Here is a 23,288-nt window from a genome sequence, read left to right as displayed (position 1 = left end):
ACTAGTTACTTGAAGAAGCGCGACTGCGCGTCTTCAACCGACAGCAACTGGGTGACCGACCAGTGGCCCGGCTTGCCGTCGGCGGCAGCCACTGCATCGGCGAGGTTCGAGTTGTCGATGAACGGGATGTCGAGGAAGATGGCGTTGCCGTATACCCCGCCGAAGATGCCGTCCTTGAATTCCTTGCCCTGCAGCTTCAGCACCGCCACGTTGAGGGCCGAAGCCATCACGCCCGGGGGGTTCACCGACGCGGCCGAGTTGTACTTGCCGGCCGACCACAGGTCGAGGAAGTCCTTGCGCACTTCGCCGGTGGCGGCGATCGAGGCGGTCTTGCCCGCCGCTTCGATGGCGCGCCAGGCGCCGGCGGCCATACCGTCCTGCACGTAGACGCCGTTGAGGTCGGGATAGGTGGCGAGCAGGTTCTGCATGGTCTGCTGACCCTGGGCCTGGTCCCAGTTGGCATTGGCGGCGTTGACGATCTTGATATCGGGATGCGCGGCGAGAGCCTCGTTGCAACCGGCGGCACGCATCTCGTTGGCCGGGTGGCCGGCGACGCCGTTGATGGTCACGACATTGCCCTTGCCGCCGAGCGTCTCGGCCAGCCAGGCGCAGCCCTTGCGGCCGTAGTCGGTCTGGTCGATGCCGACATAGATGGCATCGGGCGACGACACTTCGGCGTCGGTGGCGACGACCAGGATGCCGGCTTCCTTGGCCTGCGCGAAGATCGGGTCGAACGCGGTCGGGCTGTTGGGATTGATGATGATGGCGTTGACGCCTTCATTGATCATGTTGCGCACGGCGCCGATCTGGCCCTGCACATCGACGTCCGAACTCTGGATCACCAACTCGATGTCGACGCCCTTGTCCTTCCAGGCCGCCGCGGCTGCCTGCGCTTCCTCGATCATCTGGGTGCGCCATTCGGAGCCGACCCATCCGTTGGAAAGGCCGATCTTGTAGGTTTCCGCCAGCGCCGTGCCGGTCATGAGCGCGACGGCCGCCGCCGCGAGGACGAGAACTTTCTTCACTTGTAGCCTCCCTTGGGTGCCCGGCTGGACTGCGCAGGCTTCTCCATCCGCAACGCGGAACTGCGTGATGTAACCGGTTACATGCAGTGCCTGTCAAGGCTGGGCGACCTGGCGGGCGTCACGGGCACCGTTTCCACTCGTCTCCCAGCTACCCGCCGAGGGTTTGGTGGCAGAGCCGGAACCACATCCACAGCATGAAAATGCCACGATGTTGACCAGGTTTCGCCCCGATCCTAAAGCTTCGGGATGAGGTCCCCGCTCCGCATCCATCTGCCCGTCGGCACTCTCAAGATTGCCACCTACCTCCAGCTCAGTTCGGCGGAGCATGACGGGCATGTGCCGATGCGTCGCTTCGGCCGCTATTTCGTGATCTGGAAGCCTGCGGGTGCGGCGGCGGCCCGGTCAGGCCGCTCGGTCTGAACTTAGGCGGCTGCGGCGCTCTGCCGATAGTCAGTGTGCCGCTTGCTACATTTGCAGTTCGGTAACACTCTGCTGCCAGCATTGCTGCCGCGCAGATGCTAGACTTGATGTTGCCCCCCAAGTGCGCATACAAATTTGCGTGGGGAAATGAGTCTCAACCTAGGGCATTGATTGATAATGGTTTCCAAGCGGTTGGCTCTCTCACTTGGCGTGCTGTCCATTGCGACTTCGCTCTCCCTGATCATCGTCCCGTCTGCGGCCCTGGCGCAAGGCAACTGCGCCTGCCTGCTTTCCTCCCCGCCATCGGGCGCCCTCGGATCGATTTCCGTGGCGAACGGCGACGTGTTCAAGACCGGCGCCGCCGGCCTCGAGAGCGCCGGCGCCGGAACCACCATCAATGTCGGCGACGTCGTATCGACCGGCGGAACATCCTCGGCGACGCTGTCGCTCGGCGGGGGCTGCGACCTTGCACTCGGCGCCTCTGCACAGCTCACCATCACTCCCGTGGGCAACAATCTCTGCGTGCGCATCCAGCAGGAATCGGTCGGCGAAGTCGAGCAGGACGGCGCCGGGACGGTGATTGCAGGCGGGTTGGCCGCCGGGGTGGGCCTGTTTGTCGGTCTCGGTCTGGACGATCCGGCGAGCAGATAACGATTTATCCGGCTGGCCACCTCGTGGCCATGGGCGCTTGGTAAGACACGCCCCAATATTGGGTTACGGCCATGCATAGCAACACAGTGCGATGATCGATTTGCACTGTCACATGTTGCCAGGCGTCGATGACGGCCCCCCCGATTTCGCGACCTCAATTGCGATGGCGCGAATGGCTGTTGCAGATGGAATAACCCACGTTGCCTGCACGCCTCACGTCACGCCGGGCGTGTATGACAATTCGTCCGCGACTGTCCTGCCGCTGATCCGGAGGCTGGTAGAGATGCTCGCCAGCGAGGACATTGAACTCACGCTGTGGATGGGCGCCGATGTCCACGTCGCCCCGGACCTAGTGGCAAAGCTCGGAGCCGGCGAGGTGCCGACCCTTGGCGGGTCCCGCTATTTTCTGCTCGAGCCGCCACACCACGTCATGCCTCCGAGGCTCGACGAGTTGGTGAGTGCGTTGATCGCCGCCGGGTTCGTGCCTCTCGTCACCCATCCCGAGCGGCTCGGCTGGATCGAGAGCCACTACGAGGTCATCGAGGCGATGGTAGACAACGGCGCCCTCATCCAACTGACCGCCGCCTCGATCACCGGGGGCTTCGGTCGCCGTGCGCAATACTGGTCGGAGAGGATGCTGGACGAGGGAATGGTCGATGTGATTGCGAGCGATGCCCACAATACCGCCGGACGTCCCCCGGTACTTTCGGCGGCGGTCAACGCGATCGCGCGGCGGTGTGGCGACGACGCGGCGGTCGAGATGGTCTCGGGCCGGCCCGCCGCAATCCTCAGAAATGAGCCGTTGCCGCGCCGGCAGAGACCGGGTCCCGCGCAAACCACAACCAGGCTCCGGCAGGAAGGCTCGAAACTGGCTTCCTGGGTCAAGCGGCTGCGAGGATAAGGTCGAGATGATGTTGCAACCCAAACGACTTGTCCTGATGCTTTTCGTTGCATTGAGCCTCGGCGGCTGCGCCTCGGCAAGCATCAACAGCGCGGGCTACGGCAACACCGGTTCAAGCGGCCAGTCGGGAGCGTCGCAGGGCGCCGGCTCATTGCAGGTGGTGGCCAACCTGCCGCCGCCGGTCGGGGTCGGCAGCGACGTGAGCCAGGTCGTCCGCGTGGGCGACAGCATCAAGGTCGATGTGTTCGGCGTCGACGAACTCGACCGGGACGTGCAGGTCGATCCCAACGGACAGATTTCACTGGCGCTGGTCGGCACGATCGACGCGGCGGGCAAGACCATTTCAGCGCTCGAGGCCGAGGTCGTGCAGCGGTACGGCAGCCGCTACCTGCAAAACCCCCAGGTCACGCTCGGCCTGCAGCAATCGGTGACGCTCGACGGCGAGTTCAACAAGGCCGGTTCCTACCCGGTCAGCGGCAATACCACCCTGCTCCGGGTCATCGCGGCGGCCGGCAATTTCAACTCGATCGGCGATCCTGCCAATGTCTTTGTCTACCGCACGATCGACGGGCGGGACTATGTCGCCCAGTACGACGTTGCGGCCATTCGCGCGGGTCGCCGGCCGGACACGCAGGTCTATGGCGGGGACATCGTCGTTGCCTTCCCGTCCGGAATGAAGGTCCTTGGCAGCAACCTGGGGCAAGCTCTGGGCCTTGCCCGCAACGCATCAGGGCTATTGTAGCCGGGGTGCCGGCCGGGATGGGGACGATCGATGCTGGACCGCAATGACAGACAGCTGCCCTGGCGCGGCGCGGGAGCGGGCGCTGCCCTGCCGGCGGCTCCCGGTTACGCCGCGCCCGGCTGGGATGCCTATGGTGCGCCGTTCGAGGATGATGCCGCCGAGCCCTTCGACCCGCTCAAGCTGTTGTGGCTCGCCGTTCGCTACCGCTGGCTGCTGGCCACCCTGCTGGCCGTCGGCCTCGTTCTCGGGGTCGTGACGACGCTGATGCAGTCGCCGAAATACGCAGCCACCGCCCGGATCGAGATCATGGTCCCGACGGCGCGTATTCTCGAAGACATGGACGTGGTGGCGCAGTCGAACGACCTTCGCACCTTCGAGACCGCCAAGGAGAAGTTGAAGAGCCGGGACCTGGCGCGCCGTGTCGTCGTCGAACTGAATCTCGCCAATGACGGCGAGTTCCTCAATCCGCAGCCGGACTTTTCCCTCGGCAACATCGTGTCCCGGGTTTTCGGCAGTGCCGGCCAGTCCCAGCTCGGCGATCTTACCGCCGAGGAGCGGGACGAGCGGGCCATCGAACTCGTGCTCAAGGAGCTCACCGTCACCCTGCTGCGCGGCACCAGCCTGCTCGAAGTGCGCTTCGCCAGCCAGAGCCCGCAGATGGCGCGCCAGATCACCGACCAGATCGTGCGCAGCTACATGGACCAGCAGGTCGACCAGACCATCGAGACGTCGGACCTGGCCCGCGAATTCATCGACGAACAGCTGGCGGACGCCAAGAGCCGCCTCGAGGAGTCGGAGGCGGCGCTCGTCGCCTACTCCAAGGACCAGCAGCTGGGGGGAGCCGGCGAAGACGGCGCCTTGATCACCGCCAGCATCAGCGCCATCAATACCGCCCTCGCCACCGCAGTCCAGAAGCGACTCGAAACCGAACGGCTGGTTCGGCAGATCGAACAGGGCGACGCCGCCCAGCTCAAGGAAGTCCTCGACAGCGAGGCCATCCAGTCGGTTCAGGGCAAGATCGCGGAACTGAAGGCCGAGTACCAGCAGAAGCTCGGCACGTTCAAGCCCGGCTTCCCCGACATGCAGCGGCTATCGGCGCAGATCGCCGAAATGCAGCGCCAGCTGCAGAACGGCGTGGATGCAATCGCCGGCTCGATCCGCCTGAGCAATGAGGCCGCCGTCCAGGAGGAAGCGGATCTCAAGCAGAAACTGTCCGAGCTCGAGGCCGAACAGGTCGCCTTCCGCGACAAGAACATTCAGTACACCATCCTCAATCGCGAGGTGGAATCCAATCGCGCGCAGTATCAGACCCTCATCGACAAGCGGAACGGTCTTGGCGTGGTTTCCGACCTGCGCCGCACCAATGTCGACGTCATCGAGAGCGCGGTGACGCCCAAGCAGCCGTTCGAGCCGAGCTTGCTGCGCAACCTGCTGCTGTTCCTCGGTGCCGCCGCCGCGCTCGGCGTCGCGATCATCTACGTCCTGGAACTGCTCAACAACAAGTTCAGCGCTCCCGACCAGCTGGAATCCGAACTCAAGCTTCCGGTGCTCGGCATCATCCCCAATGCCGAGGGCGAGAAGCTGGCCGACGGGCTCGCCGACCCGCGTTCGACGCTCTCGGAGGCCTACCGATCGCTTCGTACGTCCCTGCAATTCTCCAGTGCCGACGGCGCCCCGCATACGCTGCTGATCACCAGCTCCGAGCCCGGGGAAACCAAGTCGACCAGCGCCCATAAGCTGGCCGAGGAGTTTGCGGCAATCGGCAGCCGGGTGCTGATCATCGATTGCGATTTGCGCCGGCCGAGCCTGCATCGGGTATTCAAGACCGACAACACCATGGGCCTCACGAACCTGCTCACCAACTCGGTGGCGCCGGAGGACATCCAGCGGCTGTTCCACCCCTCGGTAACCCATCCGAACCTCAGCTTCCTCGCCACCGGTCCGATGGTTCCCAATCCCGCGGACCTGTTGTCCTCGGCGCGCATGGGGGCGGTGCTGCGCGCCTGTTCCAAGGCTTACTCCCTGGTGATTCTCGATGGTCCGCCGGTAATGGGGCTTTCGGACGCGCTCATCCTGTCGCGGATGTCCGAGGCATCGATGCTCGTCGTCGCGGCCCACCAGACGCCTCGCAAGTCGGCGCGCGCCGCGCTCAAGCGCCTTCACTCGGCGGGCGGCCACATCGTCGGGTCGGTGCTGGCAAAGCTCGACCTCGGGCGCATCGAGTACGGCCACTCGCACCGCTACATGTACCAGGGATACTACTCCTATGGCGCGGAGGGCGAGGCGGAGACTTCGAGGATCGAACACGGGGGCAAAGTTGAGCCAACGAGGCCTGCCGGCAAGTGGCGTGATTCTGTGGCTCATCTCTATCGCCGGCATGTTCGCCCTCTGCTTGAGCGGAGCTAGCCACCTGCTCGAAGTTCAGGATCCGGCTCTCGCGCTGTCGCTCAATCCGTTCAACACGGAGGCGCGAGTCAACGCCCTCGTGGGCGCCCTGAACGCGGACGACCCCGACCTCGATGCAGCCCGGAGCTCCGCCGGCGACCTCATCTCCCATGCCTCCGGCGATGCGCGGGGCTACAGCCTGCTGGGCGCCGTGCTCGAGCGGCAGGGGGAAACGCAGGCGGCAACGCGGCTCTATGAAGTGGCGCTCAAGCACTCAAGGACGGAAATCCATGCGCTGCTCAGTCTCACTGACAGGGCGCTCGCGAACAGCAACATCGCGGCAGCCCTGAGCTTCACCGATGCGATCCTCCGCCGCTGGCCCGAATACGGGCCCCGGGTGCTGCCGGTCGTCGTTGCGGCCTCGGCGTCCGATGCCGGCCGGAACGCGCTTGCAGCCATGCTCGCCGATTCACCCCCGTGGCGGACCGGCGCCTTGCGGGAACTCGTGAAGAACGGCAACGGCCTGGCGTTCGCGCGGGACCTGCTGACAACCGAAGGAGAGGCTGCCGACGTCCGACGCAAGGCCGAAGTCAATCTGGTGGTCGCCGCCCTTGCCGATGCGAACGCCATCGGCGCTGCCCACTCCCTGTTTCTCTCAACTCTGGGCCCGGAGGCGCGGGCGCGGGCCGGCTACATCTATGACCCGGCCTTTGTCACCGGCGCTACCGCGAGCTATTTCGGCTGGCACGCCAAGTCGAACGGCGCCGCCGAAGTCACCCTGCCGCTTGCCGGCGGCGGCTTGCGAATGAGGTTTCTCGACAGTCCCGCCCGCCTGGGTACCGTGACGCAGCGCTTGCGCTTGCCGCCGGGCGCCTATCGGCTCGAGGCCGATATAGCCGCCGTCGGTCTCGAAGCGCCCAAGGGTCTCTACTGGCGCCTTGCCTGTTCGGGAGCGCGCTCGCCGCTCGTCGAGCTTGAGGTGCCCGAGGGGAGCTACGGCCCGCGGAGCGTGTCCGCCGAGTTCGAACTTCCCGGTGACGCCTGCGCACTGCAGCAGGTATCGATCGAAACCGACACCAAGACAGACAGCTGGCGTGCTCGCTACAGGGGAGAGGTGACATTCCGGGCGCTGCGCATCAGTCGTCTCTGAGAGGCAGAGGCAGGGCGCAGCGGATGGATTTCCGCTCGACGCTCCTCGGTCTCGTCCTGCTCCTCGCGCTTGTCATCGGCGGCAGTTCCGTCGCCGGTCTGCCGACGACGTTTACCCTCCAGCTCCTCTGCCTTCCGCTGCTTCTGCTCCTCGGGCAGTCGGGCTCGGACCGGAACTATTCCGGGCCGGTGCTGGCCCTGCTCGGAGCGGCGGGCATCCTCCTCACCGTCCAGCTCCTTCCCATCACCGCCCTACTTGGTGGTCCCGTCATCAGCGGCGACATCGGGCGCGCGCCGCTGGCACTGACGGCCGATTGGAACCGAACCTTCGAGACGTTGCTGTTCTTTTGGCCGGTCGCCACCTTCTTCCTGGTCCTTGGGCGACTCGACGAGGATGAGTTCAACCGGCTCCTCGCCTTCTTCCTGCTCGGGCTGATCGTCAACATGGCGTTCGCACTGGTCCAGTTTGCGGCGAGCTCATCCATCCTCGGAGGGTTCCTGCCCTACCCGACCGCAGCCGGCTTTTTCGCAAACCAGAACCATTTTGCCGCGCTGCTGTTTGTCGGCATCCCCTTCGTCGTTTACCAGTTTGTCGCCATCCGGCGCCCGGTTCTGTCCTTGGCTGTCGTCGCTTTGATGGTCTTCGTGGGATTCGCCACCCGGTCGGTTGCCGGCGCCTTCCTGTCGCTGGGATGCGCCGCCGCCTCCTACGCCATGATCGCCAACATGAGGCCCGCGTTCCGGGGCCTTCTGCTCGGCGCTGCGGTGGTCGGCGCGCTCGTCCTCGCCACCAACCCCAACAACGTACTCGAGATTGATCCCGACAATCCCCTGGACCGCACCGGGATCTGGCGGAACTCGGTCGAGGGTACGATCGGGCACCTGCCGTTAGGGTCGGGATTTGGCACCTTCGAGATTGTGTATCCCGCATTCGAGGAAGAGGCAGACATCACCGCGAGCTTCGTCAATCACGCGCACAACGAATACCTCGAACTGGTAATGGAAGGCGGATTGCCCGCGCTTGCGGCACTCCTTTGCTATTTCGCGCTATTGGCCAGAGCTGCGTTTACCGGAATGGCCGCGCTGCTGCAGCGGGCGGCCTTCTGCGGCCTCGTGTTCCTTCTCATCCACTCGCTGGTGGATTACCCGCTGCGCACCATGGCGATGGCGCTGGTCTTCGCCTTGCTGAACGCGATCGTGTTCTCCCCCATCTGGCAGAGGCCGCCGTCCGCCCCAACCGACAGATAGCACCTGACCCCCGCGGATCCGGATCGTTCCGCGGCAAACAGTTATGGTCCAACCTAACTATGGACTGTGCAAATCAAGGTTAGATCAGTTAGATTGGCGACGATGTGCTGCGAATCCACGTCTCCGGGCGTCATGTCGCAATTTCTTAAAGTGACATTTAGCATTTAGTGGTGCGGCGGTTGGGCGGAGATCGCGATTCCTCAATTGGCTTGGCCGGGTGGCGGCCCTCCGGAGCTGTGGCGGGGCCGGAGACCTGGCTCGGCGAGTTCGGCCGGCTACGCTACCAGTTCATCGGCGCCTTCATCTTCGCGGTGTTGCTTCCGGTGTTTCTGCGCTGGGGCCTCGACCTGAACGGCTGGCTGCTCGCGCAGCAGATCAACACCATCGTCGCATCGAGCTTCGCCATCCTGGCAGCTTTGATGGTGCTGAGGCAGCTTTCATCGCTGCCCGGGGTACGCCAGACCTATTATCTGGTTCCGGTGCTTTTGATCAGCTTCCTTGTTGTGCTGGCCGTGTTGCTGTTCGCGCGCATCGAGTACAATCGCTACCTGTTTCCTTCTAGCCTGGTCCTTTCGGTAATCTGGATCTTCTTCGCCCAGTCCGTAGCCCGCCAGTACCGGCCTCCCCATTTCGCGGTAGTGCCTGGCGGGGCTGTCGAACGGCTCTCGGCGATCGAGCGCGTACTGTGGACCGACCTTCATGAACCGGCGCTTCCCAACATCCCCATCAGTGGAGTGGTCGCCGATTTGCGAGAGGACCTCGCTGCCCCCTGGGAGCGCTTCATCACGCAATGCGCGCTTTCGGGAATCAGGGTGTTTCACGTAAAGCAGTTGCAGGAATCGCTCACCGGCCGGGTAGAGATCGCACATCTGTCCGAAAATACGCTCGGGTCCCTCAACCCCGACGCCAACTACCTCAAGGTCAAGCAGGCGGCGGACTGGCTGCTGGCGTTTGTCCTCCTGACAGTCTCGTTCCCAATTCTCGTGGGCATCGGCATCGCCATCAGGCTCGATTCCAAAGGCCCTGCCCTCTTCCGCCAGACCCGGATCGGCTTTCGCGGCCGGCCGTTCGAGGTGGTGAAATTCCGCACCATGCGTGAAAATGCCCGCGCCGACGACACACTCGAATCTGCGATCACCAGGGACGCAGACCCCCGTATCACGCGCCTCGGAAAATTCCTGCGGCGCACGCGGCTCGACGAGCTGCCGCAAGTGGTCAACGTGCTGAAGGGTGAGATGAGCTGGATCGGCCCCCGGCCGGAGGCGGTCCCGCTGTCGCAATGGTATGAGCAAGAGCTGCCATTCTACAGGTACCGCCATATCGTTCGGCCGGGAATCTCCGGCTGGGCGCAGGTCAACCAGGGACATGTTACGGCCGTCGACCAGACCCTCGAGAAGCTCCACTACGACTTCTACTACATCAAGAATTTCTCGCCATGGCTGGACATTTTGATCCTCATGCGCACGGTTCGAACCGTTTTGACGGGGCACGGTTCGCGGTGACAGGAGAACGGAGAGCGGTACCGGTATTGTGTTGTCCTGATGGGACAGTGACCCCGCAGGCCGCTTCTGTTTCCGCCGTGTGCCATGCAGTCCTGCCCTGCACGGTTGTTCATCGAGACCTGTTCGCGGCGGCATCTCCTTCATGAACCTCGACGACAAGACCATCGCCGTCATCGGTCTGGGCTATGTCGGCCTGCCACTGGCGCTGGCCTTCGGCAGGTGCCGCAACGTCATCGGCTTCGACATCGACGCGAAACGGATCGAGGCCCTCCGCTGCCGCATCGACACCACCCTCGAGGCGACCGCCGAGGACTTTGAAGCGGCCGCCGGCCTCACCTTCACCAGCGACGCCGAGAACCTCCGGCAATGCGGCGTCTTCATCGTCACCGTCCCGACGCCGGTCGACCAGACCAACCGCCCGGAGCTTACGCCCTTGCTCCGGGCCTCCGAGACGGTAGGTCGGGCCATATCGCCGGGCGCCGTGGTGATCTTCGAATCGACGGTCTATCCGGGCTGCACCGAGGAAGTCTGTGGCCCCATCATCAGCAGAATCTCGGGCCTTGCCGTGAACGAGGGCTTCTTTCTCGGCTACAGCCCCGAGCGGATCAATCCCGGCGACAAGGAACATCGGCTGGCCTCCATCACCAAGGTGACCAGCGGCTCCACCTCCGAAGCCGCCGAGGCCATCGACAGGCTCTACGCCTCGATCGTGACTGCCGGCACCCATCGCGTCAGCAGCATCGCGGTCGCAGAGGCCGCCAAGGTCATCGAGAACACCCAGCGGGATTTGAACATTGCACTGATGAACGAGTTGGCCATCATCTTCGGCAAGCTCGGCATCGATACCTCCGAGGTGCTGGAGGCCGCCGGCACCAAGTGGAACTTCCTCCGCTTCGCTCCCGGCCTCGTCGGCGGACACTGCATCGGCGTCGACCCCTACTACCTCACGCACAAGGCGCAGGAAGTCGGCTACCACCCCGAAGTCATCCTCGCCGGCCGCCGCATCAATGACGGCATGGGCCAGTACGCCGCCGATCAGGCGGCGCGTCTGATGATGCGCAAGGGCATCCCCGTCGTCGGCAGCCGGATTCTGGTCATGGGAGCCGCCTTCAAGGAGAACTGCCCGGACCTTCGCAATTCCAAGGTCGCCGACATCGTCGCCCGCTTCCAGGACTTCAACGCCGCCGTCGAGATTTGGGACCCCTGGGTGTCGCCCGAGGCCTGCCGCCACGAATTTGGCACCGCCTCGGTGACCGAAAAACCCGATGGACCCTATGACGGCATCGTCGTCGCCGTGGCGCATGAGCAGTTCCACGAGCTCGGCATCGCCGGCACTCGTGCGCTCGGCACCCCCAACGCGGTGATCTACGACGTCAAGGGCATCTTCCCGCGCGACCAGACTGACGGGCGCCTCTGATGAGCCTCCCGTGAACCGGCACACCCCCCACCCCCTGACCCGCCTCTCGATGCTGACCGCGCTCGCGGAGATGTTCCGTCATGTTTCGCCAAAGCGCCGGCGCCAGCTCGTACCGATGGTGGCGCTGATGCTCTGCGGGGCGCTCGCCGAACTGATCTCGATCGGCGCCATCCTGCCGTTCCTCACCATCATCGCCGATCCCGACGCTGTGCTCGCCAACAGCCCGCTGCGCGGCGCGCTGGCGGCTATGGGCCTCGACACCCCGATCGAGCTGATCGTTGCGACGGCCGTCGCCTTCCCGCTGTCGGCGGTGCTGGCCGGGGCGGTGCGGCTGTTGCTGGTCTGGGCCAGCCAGCGCTTCGTCTTCGGCGTCGCGAGGGAACTGAGCGTCGCGGTCTACAGCCGCACCCTGCACCAGCCCTATGCCTACCACACCGCCCTCAACAGCAACCAAACCCTGGCGGTGATCAACAATGCGCAACTGGTCAGCAGCCAGCTGCTCGTGCCGCTGATGCAGGCGGTGAGCGCCGCGGTCATCGCCGTGTTCATCCTCGCCGGCCTGCTGCTGATCGATCCCGTGGTGGCGCTGGCCTCCGGCCTTGGTTTCGCCGCCATCTACCTGCTCGTCACCGCAACCACACGCCAGGCCATGCAGCGCAACGGCGTGATCATCGCGCGGGCCCAGGGCGAGCGGCTGCAGGCGGCAAGCGAGGGCCTCGGCGGCATCCGCGACGTACTGCTCGATCGCTCGCAACCGGTGTTCGTCGAGCGCTTCGCCGAGGTCGAGGCGCGCTTGCGCCGGGCGCAGGCCGAGAACAATTTCGTCGGCCAGGCGCCGCGCTTCATCGTCGAGGGGCTGGGCCTCGTGCTCATCGCCGGCCTGGCGCTGGTGCTGAGCCTGCGCGATGGGGGGCTGGTCTCGGCCATCCCGCTGCTGGGGGCGCTGGCGCTTGGCGCGCAGCGGCTGGTGCCGCTGATGCAGAACATCTATTCCGGCTGGGCTCAGTATCTGAGCAATGGCGGCATGCTCTACGACATCCTCGACGTCCTACGCCTCCCCGATGCCGCCCAGTTCGCCGCCCCGCCCGCCGGCGAACGGCTGGCCTTTGCGCGCGACATCGTGCTCGAGCAGGTCGGCTTCACTTACCCCCAGAGCGCCCGCCCGACGCTTGAGGATATCAGCCTCGTCATCCGCCGCGGCGCCCGCATCGGCTTCGTCGGCAAGACCGGCAGTGGCAAGAGCACGCTGATGGACCTGGTGCTGGGGCTGCTGACCCCGTCCGCGGGCCGCATCCTGATCGACGGCGTGGAGCTGACCGACGCCAACCGCTCCGCCTGGCAGGCCCAGATCGCCCACGTCCCGCAATCGATATACCTCGCCGACGCCAGCATCGCCGAAAACATCGCCTTCGGCATCCCGCCCGCCGAGATCGACCACGCCCGCGTCACCGAGGCGGCGACCCGCGCCGAGCTCGCCGAAGTCATCGCCGCCCTGCCCGAGGGTTATGATTGCCTCGTCGGCGAACGCGGCGTGCGCCTCTCCGGCGGCCAACGCCAACGCCTCGGCATTGCCCGCGCGCTCTACAAGCGGGCGAGCGTCCTGGTGTTCGACGAGGCGACGAGCGCGCTGGACACCGAAACCGAAGCCGCCGTGATGCGCGCCATCGACGGCCTGACCCGGGATTTGACGATACTCATTATTGCGCACCGGCTGTCGACGGTGGCGGGGTGTGACGAGGTGGTGAGGTTGGGGAACCCTGATACCAGCGTATTCGCCGAGGCGACCGCCGGAACGGAGGCCACAGTCCGAGACCTGATGGTGAACCGCGCATGACCAAGGGAAACTGTCAACTTGCGCGCAGAGCCGTAAATTGAACCACACTCTCTATAAGGCGGCACGCAGTCGTGTCCGCTTGGCGCGCATCGCATTGCGTCATTTCACCGACTGGTTGATCTATCGCAGAGTTAAAATGTCCCCGGTTGTGCGCGGGATGCTGAAGCATAGCCTCCCGTCGCGACTAATCGTATCGTTAACCTCGTACCCTCCGCGCTTCTCGACACTTGAGCTAACGCTTAAGTGCTTGCTGTCGCAGACCATGCGACCTGATGCAGTGATCTTGTGGCTGGCCGAAGGCGACCAAGTAACTCTTCCAAGGTCTATCCTTGCAATGAAACAGTTAGGATTGGAAATCCGTACATGTCCCGATTATCGATCGTACAAGAAAATTATTCCCGCTCTGACCGGCTTTCCTGATGCCTACATCGCGACTGCGGACGACGACATCTATTATCGCCCCAACTGGTTACGTGAACTCGTAGAGGCTCATCATACGGGCGAGCCCGAGGTGGTGTGCCATCGCGCACACCTCATCGTTTTGGATGAACGTGGCCTCCCGCTTCCCTACGACGATTGGCACCTGTCGACACAGGAGACCGGACCTTCCAGCTTGCTGTTCCCCACGAGTGGCGCGGGCGCCCTCTATCCCCCTGGGACATTCGACTCCCAAGTTGTCGATGCCGATATGTTTCTCTCCCTTGCCCCCACAGCGGACGACCTTTGGCTTTTTTGGATGGCCGCGCGCAACGGTGCCACGTTCAGGCGCGTAAAGAGGGCGCGTAGACTCTCTGTTTGGCCTGGGTCGCAGGAGGTTTCTCTTTGGTTGCAGAATAGTGACGCACTCAATGGGAATGATAGGCAAATCGCTCACCTACTCTCGGCATTTGGCTTTCCGCTTGGCGGTACTCATAAGGAGCACATGGGTCGTGCAATCTGATGTTCGCGCTCGAGTCCTTGCAGTTTACAAACAGATAAAGAGACTATTGGTCGTGAGGAGGTTCGCGGGTTCGACCCACTACTGGGAAACGCGATATCGCGATGGAGGTAACTCGGGAGCCGGATCCTACGGAAGGCTGGCGGACTTCAAAGCTCGCTTTCTAAATGATTTTGTTGACCAGAATGGAATTCGATCGGTAATCGAGTTCGGATGCGGTGATGGCAATCAATTAATGCTTGCTAGGTACCCGCGTTACATTGGACTCGACGTATCCTATACCGCCATAGACAGATGCAGAAATCTATATAAGGAAGACAGCACCAAGAGTTTCTTACTACTTGATTCATACGCAGGCGAAACGGCCGACTTGTCTTTGTCTCTGGATGTAATATTTCATCTGGTTGAGGACGAGGTGTTTGAAGCCCATATGAATTTCTTGTTCGACGCGGCTAGACGCTCCGTGATCGTGTATTCCTCCAACGTCGATAGAAGTAATAGCGCAGCGCACGTCCGCCACCGCCGTTTTACAGACTGGGTAGCTGTGCGCAGGCCGGAGTGGGTGTGCAGATCGGTCATTGAGAACGAATTTCCTTTGCAGTCCGATCCCCAGCAGGAGTCTTTCGCCGATTTCTATGTTTTTCAAAGAGCATAGCCCCCCGGGTCACCGTTTATGAATGGTATTCATCAGAAGACTGCTGGCCTGCGACCTATCGTAACAGTCGTTATTCCTTGTCTTAATGCATCGGAGTACGTGGCTGCCGCCGTCGAGAGTTGCGTGGGCCAATCGTACTCCAATCTTGAGATCGTATTGGTGGATAACGGGTCGACAGATGGGAGTCTTCGCATATGCGAAGAACTCGCGGCGCGCTATGACTTCGTACAGGTGTTGGTCGAGGACCGAAAGGGGGCTTGCTACGCTCGGAACGGCGGACTTGCGATATCGCGTGGCGAATTTGTAGTGTTTCTTGACGCGGATGATTTGCTTGCCGAAGGCGCCATCGACCGCTTGGTTGGTGCGCTGGAGAGATCGCCGGACGCCATCCCGCTGTCACTTTCCTATACGTTTGAAAAGGACCCGTTGGCGAGGAGGATACATTTCCACCCGCTATTGCTTTGGCGTCGCGGCGGATTTCGCCCGAAGACACGATGGCTGTTTGATCATACACCACCCGTATCGTGCGCGCTATACCGGAGATCGGATCTTATTTCAGTAGGTGGATTTGACGAGCGGTTGTTGAATAGACAAGACATCGACCTTTTTATGAGGGTGCTGTTGCGAGGCGGAACTCCGATTTATTGCGGCGCACCATCACTTTTATACAGAAATCACCCCAGCACCGATCGAATAAGTCGCCGACCACGGAGGGAGATGGTCGAATCTCAGGCGGCTATGTTGTCTAAGCTGCAGACCCTCTGCATTTCGACCGGTGGTGAGCGGAGCGTGGAATTGATCGATGCGCTGAGCGAAAGAGCCTGGAAATGGGGGCGGGAGTTGGTTCGAGTGGGACTGATCGATGACGCGAAGCGCTACTTCTCATTGAGCGCCGAGATCGGTGGTGGCACGGCCCCCAAAGGACCCTTGTGGTACCGATTTCCTACGTGGATTGTGGGTCCAATTTGGGCGGAGAGAGCTATTGAGTGCCTGAAGAGAAGACTGGGCTATTACCGAAATTAGCCCCGGTACAAGGCGGAGTTTGGAAAGCTGATATGCGTGTGTGCCATGTCATCACTGGTCTCGGCGACGGTGGCGCGGAGGCGGTCCTCTTTCGCCTATGCACCGCGGTAGCAGACGTCAAAGATGGGATTCCGCACACGCATCACGTAATTTCGCTCTCGGGGCCGGGTCGGTACGGTTCCATGCTGGCGGCACAGGGCGTACGGGTTGATTGCCTGGATATGCCTAGGGGGCAACTTACGCTTGCAGGGCTCCTCAAGCTGTTTCGCCTCCTTCGAAGGGAGCGCCCGGATATCGTGCAGACTTGGATGTACCACGCCAATCTTGTCGGCGGTGTTATGGGACGGTTGCTCGGCATCCGGAACGTGGTGTGGGGGCTGCACCATAATTTCCTCGACTCCGCGTCAGCCAGTCGGACGACGCGATTGGTGAATTGGTGTTGCGCTCGACTTTCGCACGTGGTGCCCAGGTCAATCGTCAGTTGTTCACAGCAAGGGGCAGTCACTCACGCTGCATTGGGGTATGCTGCTTCGAAATTTGCGGTCATCCCCAACGGTTACGATTTAAGCCAGTTCTCCACCGACGATAGAGCGAGAGCAACCCTCCGTTCCGAATGGAGGGTGGCCCCCGATACGTTTCTGATTGGAATGGTGGCTCGCTGGCATCCGGTAAAGGATCACCCGAACCTGTTAGCGGCGCTGACCAAACTAGTGGCGAACCGGATTTCGCCATGGCGATGCGTGCTTATTGGCACCGGAACTGGGGCTGATAATATTCAGCTACGGGACCGGATTGCGGAACTCCACCTTGACGGTCAAATCGTAATGCTTGGCCACCGCGGCGACATTGCCGCGACAATGAACGCTTTGGATCTGCATGCACTGGCGTCGTATTCGGAAGGGTTTCCGAATGTTGTAGCGGAGGCGATGGCCTGTGGCACTCCATGCGTTGTGACTGACGTCGGCGACGCGTCGTACATCGTTGACGATACCGGTTGGGTCGTGCCGCCCAGGATGCCCGAAGCTTTAGCCAACGCGATTGCTGCCGCCATGGAGGCTGCGAGGGACAACACCGCCTGGGCCAATCGCAGGGTGGCTTGCCGAGCAAGAGTCGTCGAAGAGTTTTCGCTGTCGAGAATGGTGTCGAGTTATCAGCGGGTGTGGCACGAAATTCAGGGGGACCAAGCCTAGGTGGTCCCTTATTGGCTGATCTTCAGCATCCCGGCCTTCGCTACCCTCTTCGAAAATGGCGATTGGCGGCGTCGCCGCGACGTGGAGAACATCGCGTTCCTGCTTGCCATCGCGTTCACTGGCATCCTGGTCGGCCTCCGCTATGACGTCGGAGGCGATTGGTCGTCCTATCTTGGCTACCTAGATCGCGCTGCTTACCTCGGTTTCCACGAAATTCCCACCGCTGGTGATCCGGGCTACATCCTGCTCAACTGGTTGGCCGCTCGGTTCGGCGGCGACATCTGGCTGGTAAACCTCGCCTGTGCAGGGCTCTTTTGCTGGGGCTTGTTTGAGTTTTGCCGCATGCAGCCGCGCCCGTGGCTGGCCCTCGCGGTCGCCGTCCCCTATCTGGTTGTCGTGGTCGCCATGGGCTACACCCGGCAGGGTGTCGCTATCGGCCTCTCCATGTTGGGTCTGGTGGCGCTTGCCCAACAAGGCTCGACACTCAAGTTCGTGTTCTGGGTCGTATTGGCCGCTACGTTCCACAAAACAGCTGTACTGCTCATTCCCATCGCCGCTCTTACCAGCGATCGGGGACGCTGGTGGACCTTCTTGTGGGTTGCTGCCGCCGCCGCCGCCGCTTATTTCGTGCTGCTCGCCGATAGGGTCGACGACCTGATTTACGGCTATGTCGAGAGTGAGTACGATTCCAGCGGCGCTTCCATTCGCACCGCGATGAATGTCTTGCCCGCCACACTGCTGCTAGTTTTCCGCGATCGCTTTCCCATGCCGCCACGTGAGAAGCGGCTCTGGTTGATTGTGGCCGCCGTCGCGATCGCGACAGTGCCCACGCTGATCCTGTCCCCCTCCACAACTGCTGTCGACCGCCTCTCCCTATATCTCATTCCAATTCAGATGGTGGTTCTGTCGCGGGTTCCCGGGGCATTCGGACGTTCTGAAAGGACGCAGCGCTTTCTCGCGGTCGCAGTACTCATCTACTCCGGGCTAGCCTTGTTCGTCTGGCTCAATTTCGCCAGTCACTCATGGGCCTGGTTGCCATATCAGTTCTATTTCCAATGACCTCCCGCAAATCCGCTCCCCGCATCCTCATCTGCTCCAACACCGCCTGGAGCGTTTACAATTTCCGCCGGTCTCTGATCGTGGCGCTGATCGCGGACGGGTACGAGGTCGTGGTCGTCGCCCCGCCCGACGAGTATGCCGAAAAGCTGCCGGGGCTCGGCTGTCGCTACATCCCCCTGCCGATGGACAACCGGGGCACCTCGCCGCTGCGCGATCTCCGGCTGCTGCTCCGCTTCTGGCAAATGCTCCGGCGCGAGCGGCCCGTTGCCTATCTCGGCTATACCATCAAGCCCAATGTCTACGGCTCGCTCGCGGCGCACAGCCTCGGCATCCCGGTGATCAACAACATCGCCGGGCTCGGCGCCGCCTTCATCCGCGCCTCGTGGCTGACCGAGGTGGCAAAGCTCCTCTACCGGCTGGCGCTCGGCCGCTCGCAGCGGGTGTTCTTCCAGAACCGGGAGGATCGGGAGTTGTTCATCGCCAAGCGCCTCGTCCGCGAGGCCCAGGCCGGATTGCTGCCCGGCTCGGGCGTCGATCTCGCCCGTTTCTCCCCAGCGCCGCCCCGGCCGGCCGACGGCGAAATCCGCTTCCTGCTCGTTGCCCGCATGCTCTGGGACAAGGGGGTGGGCGAGTTCGTCGAGGCGGCGCGGCGCACCCGCCGGGCGCATCCCGAGGCGCGCTTCCAGCTGCTCGGCTTCCTCGATGTGCCCAACCCGGCCGCGATCGAGCGCTCGGTCGTCGAGGGCTGGGTGGCCGAGGGCGTCGTCGAATATCTTGGCGTCACCGAGGACGTGCGCCCGCATCTCGCCGCCGCCGATTGCGTTGTGCTCCCCTCCTATCGCGAGGGCCTGTCGCGCAGCCTCATCGAAGCCGCCGCGTTGGGGCGGCCGCTGATCGCCACCGACGTGCCCGGTTGCCGCGAGGTGGTCGACGACGGCGTCAACGGTTTCCTCGTCGCCCCGCGCGACGCCACCCCCCTCGCCGCGGCACTGGCAACTTTCTGTAGCCTGACCATGGCCCAACGCACCCGGATGGGCGCCTCAAGCCGCCAAAAGGCGGTGTCCGAATTCGACGAAACCGTGGTCGTCGACCGCTACCGCCACGAAATCACCCGCGCCATCAACGCCCGCAAACGGAGCTAGCCATGCAAATTCTCGAGGCCAGCTCGGTACTTGAGCACCACCCCCGCCGCTTCCTCGTGACCGGCGCCACCGGCTTCATCGGCTCCAACCTCGTCGAGCGCCTCCTGCGCCTCGGCCAGACCGTCATCGCCCTCGACAACTTCATCACCGGCCACCAGCGCAACCTCGATCTCGCCCTAGCCGGCGCCGGAAAACGCGGAAATTTCGAGTTTGTCAACGCCGATATCCGAGACCTCGCGGCCTGCCGATCCGCCTGCGCCGGGGTGGACTTCGTCCTCCACCAGGCCGCCCTCGGCTCTGTACCGCGCTCGATCGCCGATCCCCTTCTCAGCCACGACTGCAACGTCAACGGCTTCCTGAACATCCTCGTCGCCGCCCGGGACGCCGGCGTGAAGCGGGTCGTGTACGCATCCTCGAGCTCGGTCTACGGCGACCACCCGGACCTCCCCAAGGTGGAGGATGTGATCGGCAAGCCGCTCAGCCCCTATGCTTTGACCAAGGCGATCAACGAGCAATATGCCGATGTCTTCAGCCGCAGCTATGCCATGGAACTCGTCGGGCTTCGGTATTTCAACGTCTTCGGCAGGCGGCAGGATCCGGCCGGCCCCTATGCCGCGGTCATGCCGAAATGGACGGCGCAGTTGCTTCACGGTGAGCCGGTGGAAATCTACGGCGACGGCGAAACCAGCCGGGACTTTTGCTATGTCGACAACGTGGTCGATGCCAATATTCTTGCCGCGACGGCCGACAGCCGGCAGGCCGCTGGAGCGGTATTCAATGTGGCCGTGGGGGAGAGGACCACGCTCAACTCACTCTACACCGCGATTGTCGATGGACTGGTGAGGCGCGGCCGGCTCCCCGGACCGGTCCAGCCGATCTACCGGGCCTTCCGCGCCGGCGACGTCCGTCACTCCATCGCCGATATCCGGCTTGCGAGGCGGCAGCTTGGCTACGAGCCCCGCTTCGACCTCGCGGCCGGCCTCGAGGCCAGTCTTGACTGGTATTGCGATAACCTGGGCGTCTCAGCTCGGTAGGCGTCCATCAGCTTGCCGCCGCATCGGCGCGCGCGGCGCTGGCGGGCAAGGGCGCCAGCGGTGTCCGAACCGCTGGCACGAACTCACCCTCCAACCCCTGACCGCGCGGCAAGCAGCGCAGCCTGCGTTCTGTTCGCGGCGCCAAGCTTTCCCATGATTTGCCTGACATGCACCTTCACCGTCGATTCCTGCATGTCGAGATCGCGCGCGATGGTCTTGTTGGCCCGCCCCTGTCTCAGGCCTTCGAGCACTTGCAGCTGCCGGGGGGTAAATCCCGGTGTGTCCAGCGCCGCGTCGCCTGCCCCTCGCGCCGCGAGGGTAATAGGTTGCAGCAGCGCCTCCCGCGGAAAATAGGTGCCTCCACTCATGACCATGGCGAACACCTGCAGGGCGATCTTGGGAGGGGTACTGGTTGGCATGAACGCCTGCTGTCCGAGCCGTGCTGCGAGGATCGCCTCATCGGGTTCGGTCCGGTCTGAAAGCACCAGGCAGGGTGTATCCGGAAGGATACGGCGGATGCTGCTTGCCCATGTCGCAGGGTTTGTTGCGTGAAGCGAGGTTCCGCCAACGTTGAGTACGACGAACTTGGGATCTGTGGCGGCCAACAGGTCGGCGTTCAGCTCATTTGGCGCAACCTCAACCGCCTCCATCCCGATGCTATTTGCCCAAGGTTCAAGCAGTGCGGCCAATCCGGCCCGACGGAACGCCATCGCGTCGACGATAATCACTGACGCGGGAAGGGAAGGGTCCATGTCATGCACCCGTGTGTCGCAATAACCTGCCGCAACTAATTCTGACTATGGCAACAATTCCGACATAAAACAATAATTATTTCAAAGGCTTGGCATACGTACGGCCAGTTTAGTACATTGTGTCCGACGACTTGCTCCACACATGTTAGAGCTACGCATTAATCCCTAGTGGGCGCACTGCTATCTCGGCCGCTTTGGTTCTGTCGTGATGTTCAGATTCCGGAACAGCGCATTCACGTGGACCTTTACGGTGACCTCCGCCAAACCCAGCGCTTGTGCAATGTCCTTGTTGCTCTTGCCCTGGGCAGTAAGGTGCATCACGTCCACCTGTCGCGCGGAGAGACCGGCGTCCGGTGAAGCGTCCGCTAGCGATCGGCATGGCGTGAAGCCCGGAGGCGCACTTTTGATAGCGCTGGATGCAAGGGGTACAGCATCTCCTTGTCCACCTGACACTCCTTGCAGGAGATTTGCCACGCGATCAACGCGCTGCCCTGCAGACCCTGATGCCCTCAGTAGCCGTATTTCTCGGGAAGGAGGCGGCACTTGTTCAACACCACTCCGAGGAGCTTCCCCTGCTCGGAAAGTTCCTGTTCGCAGATGTCGATCTCGTTGAGGCTGCTCAACTCGGCAGCAGCGACCAGCAGCACGCAGTCGACACCTGGAAGGATCGACATCACATCGTCGCTTGACAGCATCGGTGGCAGGTCAAGGATGACCAGATCGAGTCCGAGGGTTCGGCGCATCTCGCGGATTGCCGTACCCGAGGCTACGTCCTGCAACAGTTCCGCAGCGTCTCTCACTGGAACCGTGTTGGGTGCAACGGCCAGATTGTTGCCGTGCCGCAGCATATTTTCTGCCATTTTGTTCTGTCCCCGCAGCAGCCTTTCGATGGCAAAATGCCGGCCGCATCCGAGCAGCCTTGCCACGCTCGGGGAGCGCAGATCAAAATCCAGCAGCGCCAGGCGCAAATCACTTTGCATGGCGAGGCTGAATGCCAGGTTCAGCGCGATGGTGGATTTGCCGCATCTGGCGGTGGGCGAGGTAATGGCAAGCACGCTCCAGCCATTCTTCCGCATCGTCCGGACGAGCTTGGTACGCAATATGTCGAGCGGCATATGCCGTGGGTCGTTGCGCGCTACGGTCACGATCCGGTTCGTTTCAAGCTGCTTGGGGTCGAGCTCCAACGCGCGCAGCTCGGTCCAGGCCTGCTGCGTCCCCGCCCGCTCGGTCTTGAAAGCGCTCTGGATCGGAGGCAAGCGCGGTGGCAACTGCGCCTCTCGAAGCGGCCTGATCGGATCCTCAAGAGTCATTTTGGGTCACCCCGGGCGGACACCCCTGCCGGCAACCACCGGACCATCATGGAGCTTTTGTTCTGAGCGGATGGGATGAAAGGAATGGTGGCCAATGGATCGATACCCAGCTTGCGCTGCAGTTCGATGGGCCGGCGAACCTTGGCATTCAGGAATTCAAGTCCGGCGACAGCCGCCAGTGCAGCGACCAGGCCGGCGGCCGCGCCGCCGGCGGCTATCATGAAGCGCTTGGGGCGAACCGGGTGGTCCGGCGGCTGCGCGTCCTCGATCAACGCAAGTCGCTCGCCCTTGAACCTCGCCTCGATCTGCTCGCCGATCGAGGCCTCGGCGAGACGCGCCATTGCGGCGGAATAGAGAGTCTGCGCGTTGGCGTAGTCTCGCTGCAGGGCGCTCAAGCCAGCCTCGTTCGCTGGCGTGGCCTCGATCGAGGCGGTCAGCCTGGCGTAGCTCTTCTCGATTGATTGCCGTTCGGACACTATCGCCTGCAGCCGTTCGTCGATTTCGGCCAGCTGCATGTCGAGTGCCGCAGGCTTGGCGGCGGCGGCGGGCGTAGTCGGCTCGGCCCTCAGGTGCGATTCCACTGCCGCGATCCGCGCCTGGAGGGAAGTGATTGCCGGACTATCCTCCTCAAAAGTCGAGCGCTGCGTCGCCAGCGCTGCCTGCAAATCCTGCAGGAGCCTGAACTCTGGAGACTGGGGCGCATCGTCGCTGACGCGGCCAGTCGCGCTGTAATATTGCAGATAGTTCGCGCGCCGGCTGGTCAGGGTGGCCTCCTCGCGCTCCAGCTCCCGCAACCGGCTCTGCATCTTGATCTGCTGGTCCCGGCGAAATTCCAGACTATCGGGAAGCGCCTCGAGGTTCTGTGTCTTGTAAGCCTGCACGCGCTTCTCTATGTCCGTGACCTCCCGGGCC

Annotated in this window: 21 protein-coding genes and 1 pseudogene; 17 read left to right on the top strand and 5 right to left on the bottom strand. The window is 62.9% G+C overall.

Annotated elements, in window-relative coordinates:
- Positions 1 to 5: 5 nt before the first annotated feature.
- Entirely contained in the window at positions 6 to 1,025 is a 1,020-nt protein-coding gene (locus JWQ89_RS12385) for a substrate-binding domain-containing protein (protein ID WP_299641435.1), read from the bottom strand.
- A 246-nt stretch (positions 1,026 to 1,271) separates the two neighbouring features.
- On the opposite strand from JWQ89_RS12385, the gene JWQ89_RS12380 reads away from it, so the two are divergent.
- The 17 genes from JWQ89_RS12380 (at position 1,272) to JWQ89_RS12305 (ending at position 20,314) form a co-directional block, all read left to right on the top strand.
- Positions 1,272 to 1,445, top strand: a complete 174-nt coding sequence (locus tag JWQ89_RS12380; protein ID WP_299641433.1) for a hypothetical protein — start codon at positions 1,272 to 1,274, stop codon at positions 1,443 to 1,445.
- A 192-nt stretch (positions 1,446 to 1,637) separates the two neighbouring features.
- Positions 1,638 to 2,096 (top strand): hypothetical protein, encoded by a 459-nt coding sequence (locus JWQ89_RS12375; protein WP_299641432.1) that lies wholly within the window; start codon positions 1,638 to 1,640, stop codon positions 2,094 to 2,096.
- A gap of 91 nt (positions 2,097 to 2,187) precedes the next feature.
- Positions 2,188 to 2,997: a CpsB/CapC family capsule biosynthesis tyrosine phosphatase gene (locus JWQ89_RS12370; RefSeq protein ID WP_299641431.1), complete on the top strand. Its 810-nt coding sequence runs from the start codon at positions 2,188 to 2,190 to the stop codon at positions 2,995 to 2,997.
- A 37-nt stretch (positions 2,998 to 3,034) separates the two neighbouring features.
- A complete protein-coding gene (locus JWQ89_RS12365; protein WP_299641428.1) occupies positions 3,035 to 3,739 on the top strand; it encodes a polysaccharide biosynthesis/export family protein in 705 nt (234 codons plus the stop codon).
- A gap of 30 nt (positions 3,740 to 3,769) precedes the next feature.
- On the top strand, positions 3,770 to 6,145 hold the full coding sequence (locus JWQ89_RS12360) for a polysaccharide biosynthesis tyrosine autokinase (protein ID WP_299641427.1): 2,376 nt from the start codon (positions 3,770 to 3,772) through the stop codon (positions 6,143 to 6,145).
- The gene (locus JWQ89_RS12355; RefSeq protein WP_299641425.1) at positions 6,087 to 7,274 is read left to right on the top strand and encodes a hypothetical protein; all 1,188 of its coding nucleotides are present in this window, start codon (positions 6,087 to 6,089) and stop codon (positions 7,272 to 7,274) included. The genes JWQ89_RS12360 and JWQ89_RS12355 overlap by 59 nt, the downstream gene beginning before the upstream one ends.
- Before the next feature lie 23 nt (positions 7,275 to 7,297).
- Positions 7,298 to 8,521 (top strand): O-antigen ligase family protein, encoded by a 1,224-nt coding sequence (locus tag JWQ89_RS12350; RefSeq protein WP_299641423.1) that lies wholly within the window; start codon positions 7,298 to 7,300, stop codon positions 8,519 to 8,521.
- A gap of 170 nt (positions 8,522 to 8,691) precedes the next feature.
- Positions 8,692 to 10,023, top strand: coding sequence for a sugar transferase (locus JWQ89_RS12345; protein WP_299641421.1), 1,332 nt, complete (start codon positions 8,692 to 8,694; stop codon positions 10,021 to 10,023).
- Positions 10,024 to 10,165: 142 nt separating this feature from the next.
- A complete protein-coding gene (locus JWQ89_RS12340; protein ID WP_299641418.1) occupies positions 10,166 to 11,440 on the top strand; it encodes a nucleotide sugar dehydrogenase in 1,275 nt (424 codons plus the stop codon).
- Between the two features lie 10 nt (positions 11,441 to 11,450).
- On the top strand, positions 11,451 to 13,274 hold the full coding sequence (locus tag JWQ89_RS12335; RefSeq protein WP_299641416.1) for an ABC transporter ATP-binding protein: 1,824 nt from the start codon (positions 11,451 to 11,453) through the stop codon (positions 13,272 to 13,274).
- A 247-nt stretch (positions 13,275 to 13,521) separates the two neighbouring features.
- On the top strand, positions 13,522 to 14,214 hold the full coding sequence (locus JWQ89_RS12330) for a hypothetical protein (RefSeq protein ID WP_299641414.1): 693 nt from the start codon (positions 13,522 to 13,524) through the stop codon (positions 14,212 to 14,214).
- Positions 14,123 to 14,866, top strand: coding sequence for a class I SAM-dependent methyltransferase (locus JWQ89_RS22525; RefSeq protein WP_366144002.1), 744 nt, complete (start codon positions 14,123 to 14,125; stop codon positions 14,864 to 14,866). Before JWQ89_RS12330 ends, JWQ89_RS22525 begins: the two co-directional genes overlap by 92 nt.
- 18 nt (positions 14,867 to 14,884) lie before the next feature.
- Positions 14,885 to 15,889, top strand: a complete 1,005-nt coding sequence (locus JWQ89_RS12325; protein ID WP_299641411.1) for a glycosyltransferase family A protein — start codon at positions 14,885 to 14,887, stop codon at positions 15,887 to 15,889.
- Positions 15,853 to 17,079, top strand: a complete 1,227-nt coding sequence (locus tag JWQ89_RS12320; RefSeq protein ID WP_299641409.1) for a glycosyltransferase — start codon at positions 15,853 to 15,855, stop codon at positions 17,077 to 17,079. The genes JWQ89_RS12325 and JWQ89_RS12320 overlap by 37 nt, the downstream gene beginning before the upstream one ends.
- Positions 17,080 to 18,138: an EpsG family protein gene (locus JWQ89_RS12315; RefSeq protein WP_299641407.1), complete on the top strand. Its 1,059-nt coding sequence runs from the start codon at positions 17,080 to 17,082 to the stop codon at positions 18,136 to 18,138.
- Entirely contained in the window at positions 18,135 to 19,280 is a 1,146-nt protein-coding gene (locus tag JWQ89_RS12310; protein ID WP_299641405.1) for a glycosyltransferase family 4 protein, read from the top strand. The genes JWQ89_RS12315 and JWQ89_RS12310 overlap by 4 nt, the downstream gene beginning before the upstream one ends.
- Before the next feature lie 2 nt (positions 19,281 to 19,282).
- Positions 19,283 to 20,314 carry an SDR family oxidoreductase gene (locus JWQ89_RS12305; protein WP_299641403.1) on the top strand — a complete coding sequence of 344 codons (1,032 nt, stop codon included), beginning with the start codon at positions 19,283 to 19,285 and terminating at the stop codon, positions 20,312 to 20,314.
- Between the two features lie 83 nt (positions 20,315 to 20,397).
- Here the strand turns inward: JWQ89_RS12305 and JWQ89_RS12300 are convergent, their stop codons facing one another.
- The 4 genes and pseudogenes from JWQ89_RS12300 to JWQ89_RS12285 form a co-directional block, all read right to left on the bottom strand.
- Entirely contained in the window at positions 20,398 to 21,066 is a 669-nt protein-coding gene (locus tag JWQ89_RS12300) for a response regulator transcription factor (protein ID WP_299641401.1), read from the bottom strand.
- Between the two features lie 180 nt (positions 21,067 to 21,246).
- On the bottom strand, positions 21,247 to 21,519 hold the full coding sequence (locus JWQ89_RS12295) for a helix-turn-helix transcriptional regulator (RefSeq protein ID WP_299641466.1): 273 nt from the start codon (positions 21,517 to 21,519) through the stop codon (positions 21,247 to 21,249).
- Positions 21,520 to 21,575: 56 nt separating this feature from the next.
- Positions 21,576 to 22,376: a CpsD/CapB family tyrosine-protein kinase gene (locus JWQ89_RS12290; RefSeq protein WP_299641399.1), complete on the bottom strand. Its 801-nt coding sequence runs from the start codon at positions 22,374 to 22,376 to the stop codon at positions 21,576 to 21,578.
- Positions 22,373 to 23,288 (bottom strand): annotated as a pseudogene (locus JWQ89_RS12285) (lipopolysaccharide biosynthesis protein); the annotation flags it as partial. The pseudogene JWQ89_RS12285 and the gene JWQ89_RS12290, both read right to left, overlap by 4 nt.

The organism is Devosia sp. (assembly GCF_028290645.1).
In the GTDB taxonomy this organism is placed as follows: Bacteria; Pseudomonadota; Alphaproteobacteria; order Rhizobiales; family Devosiaceae; genus Devosia_A.
This window is presented reverse-complemented; position numbering and strand designations above follow the sequence as displayed.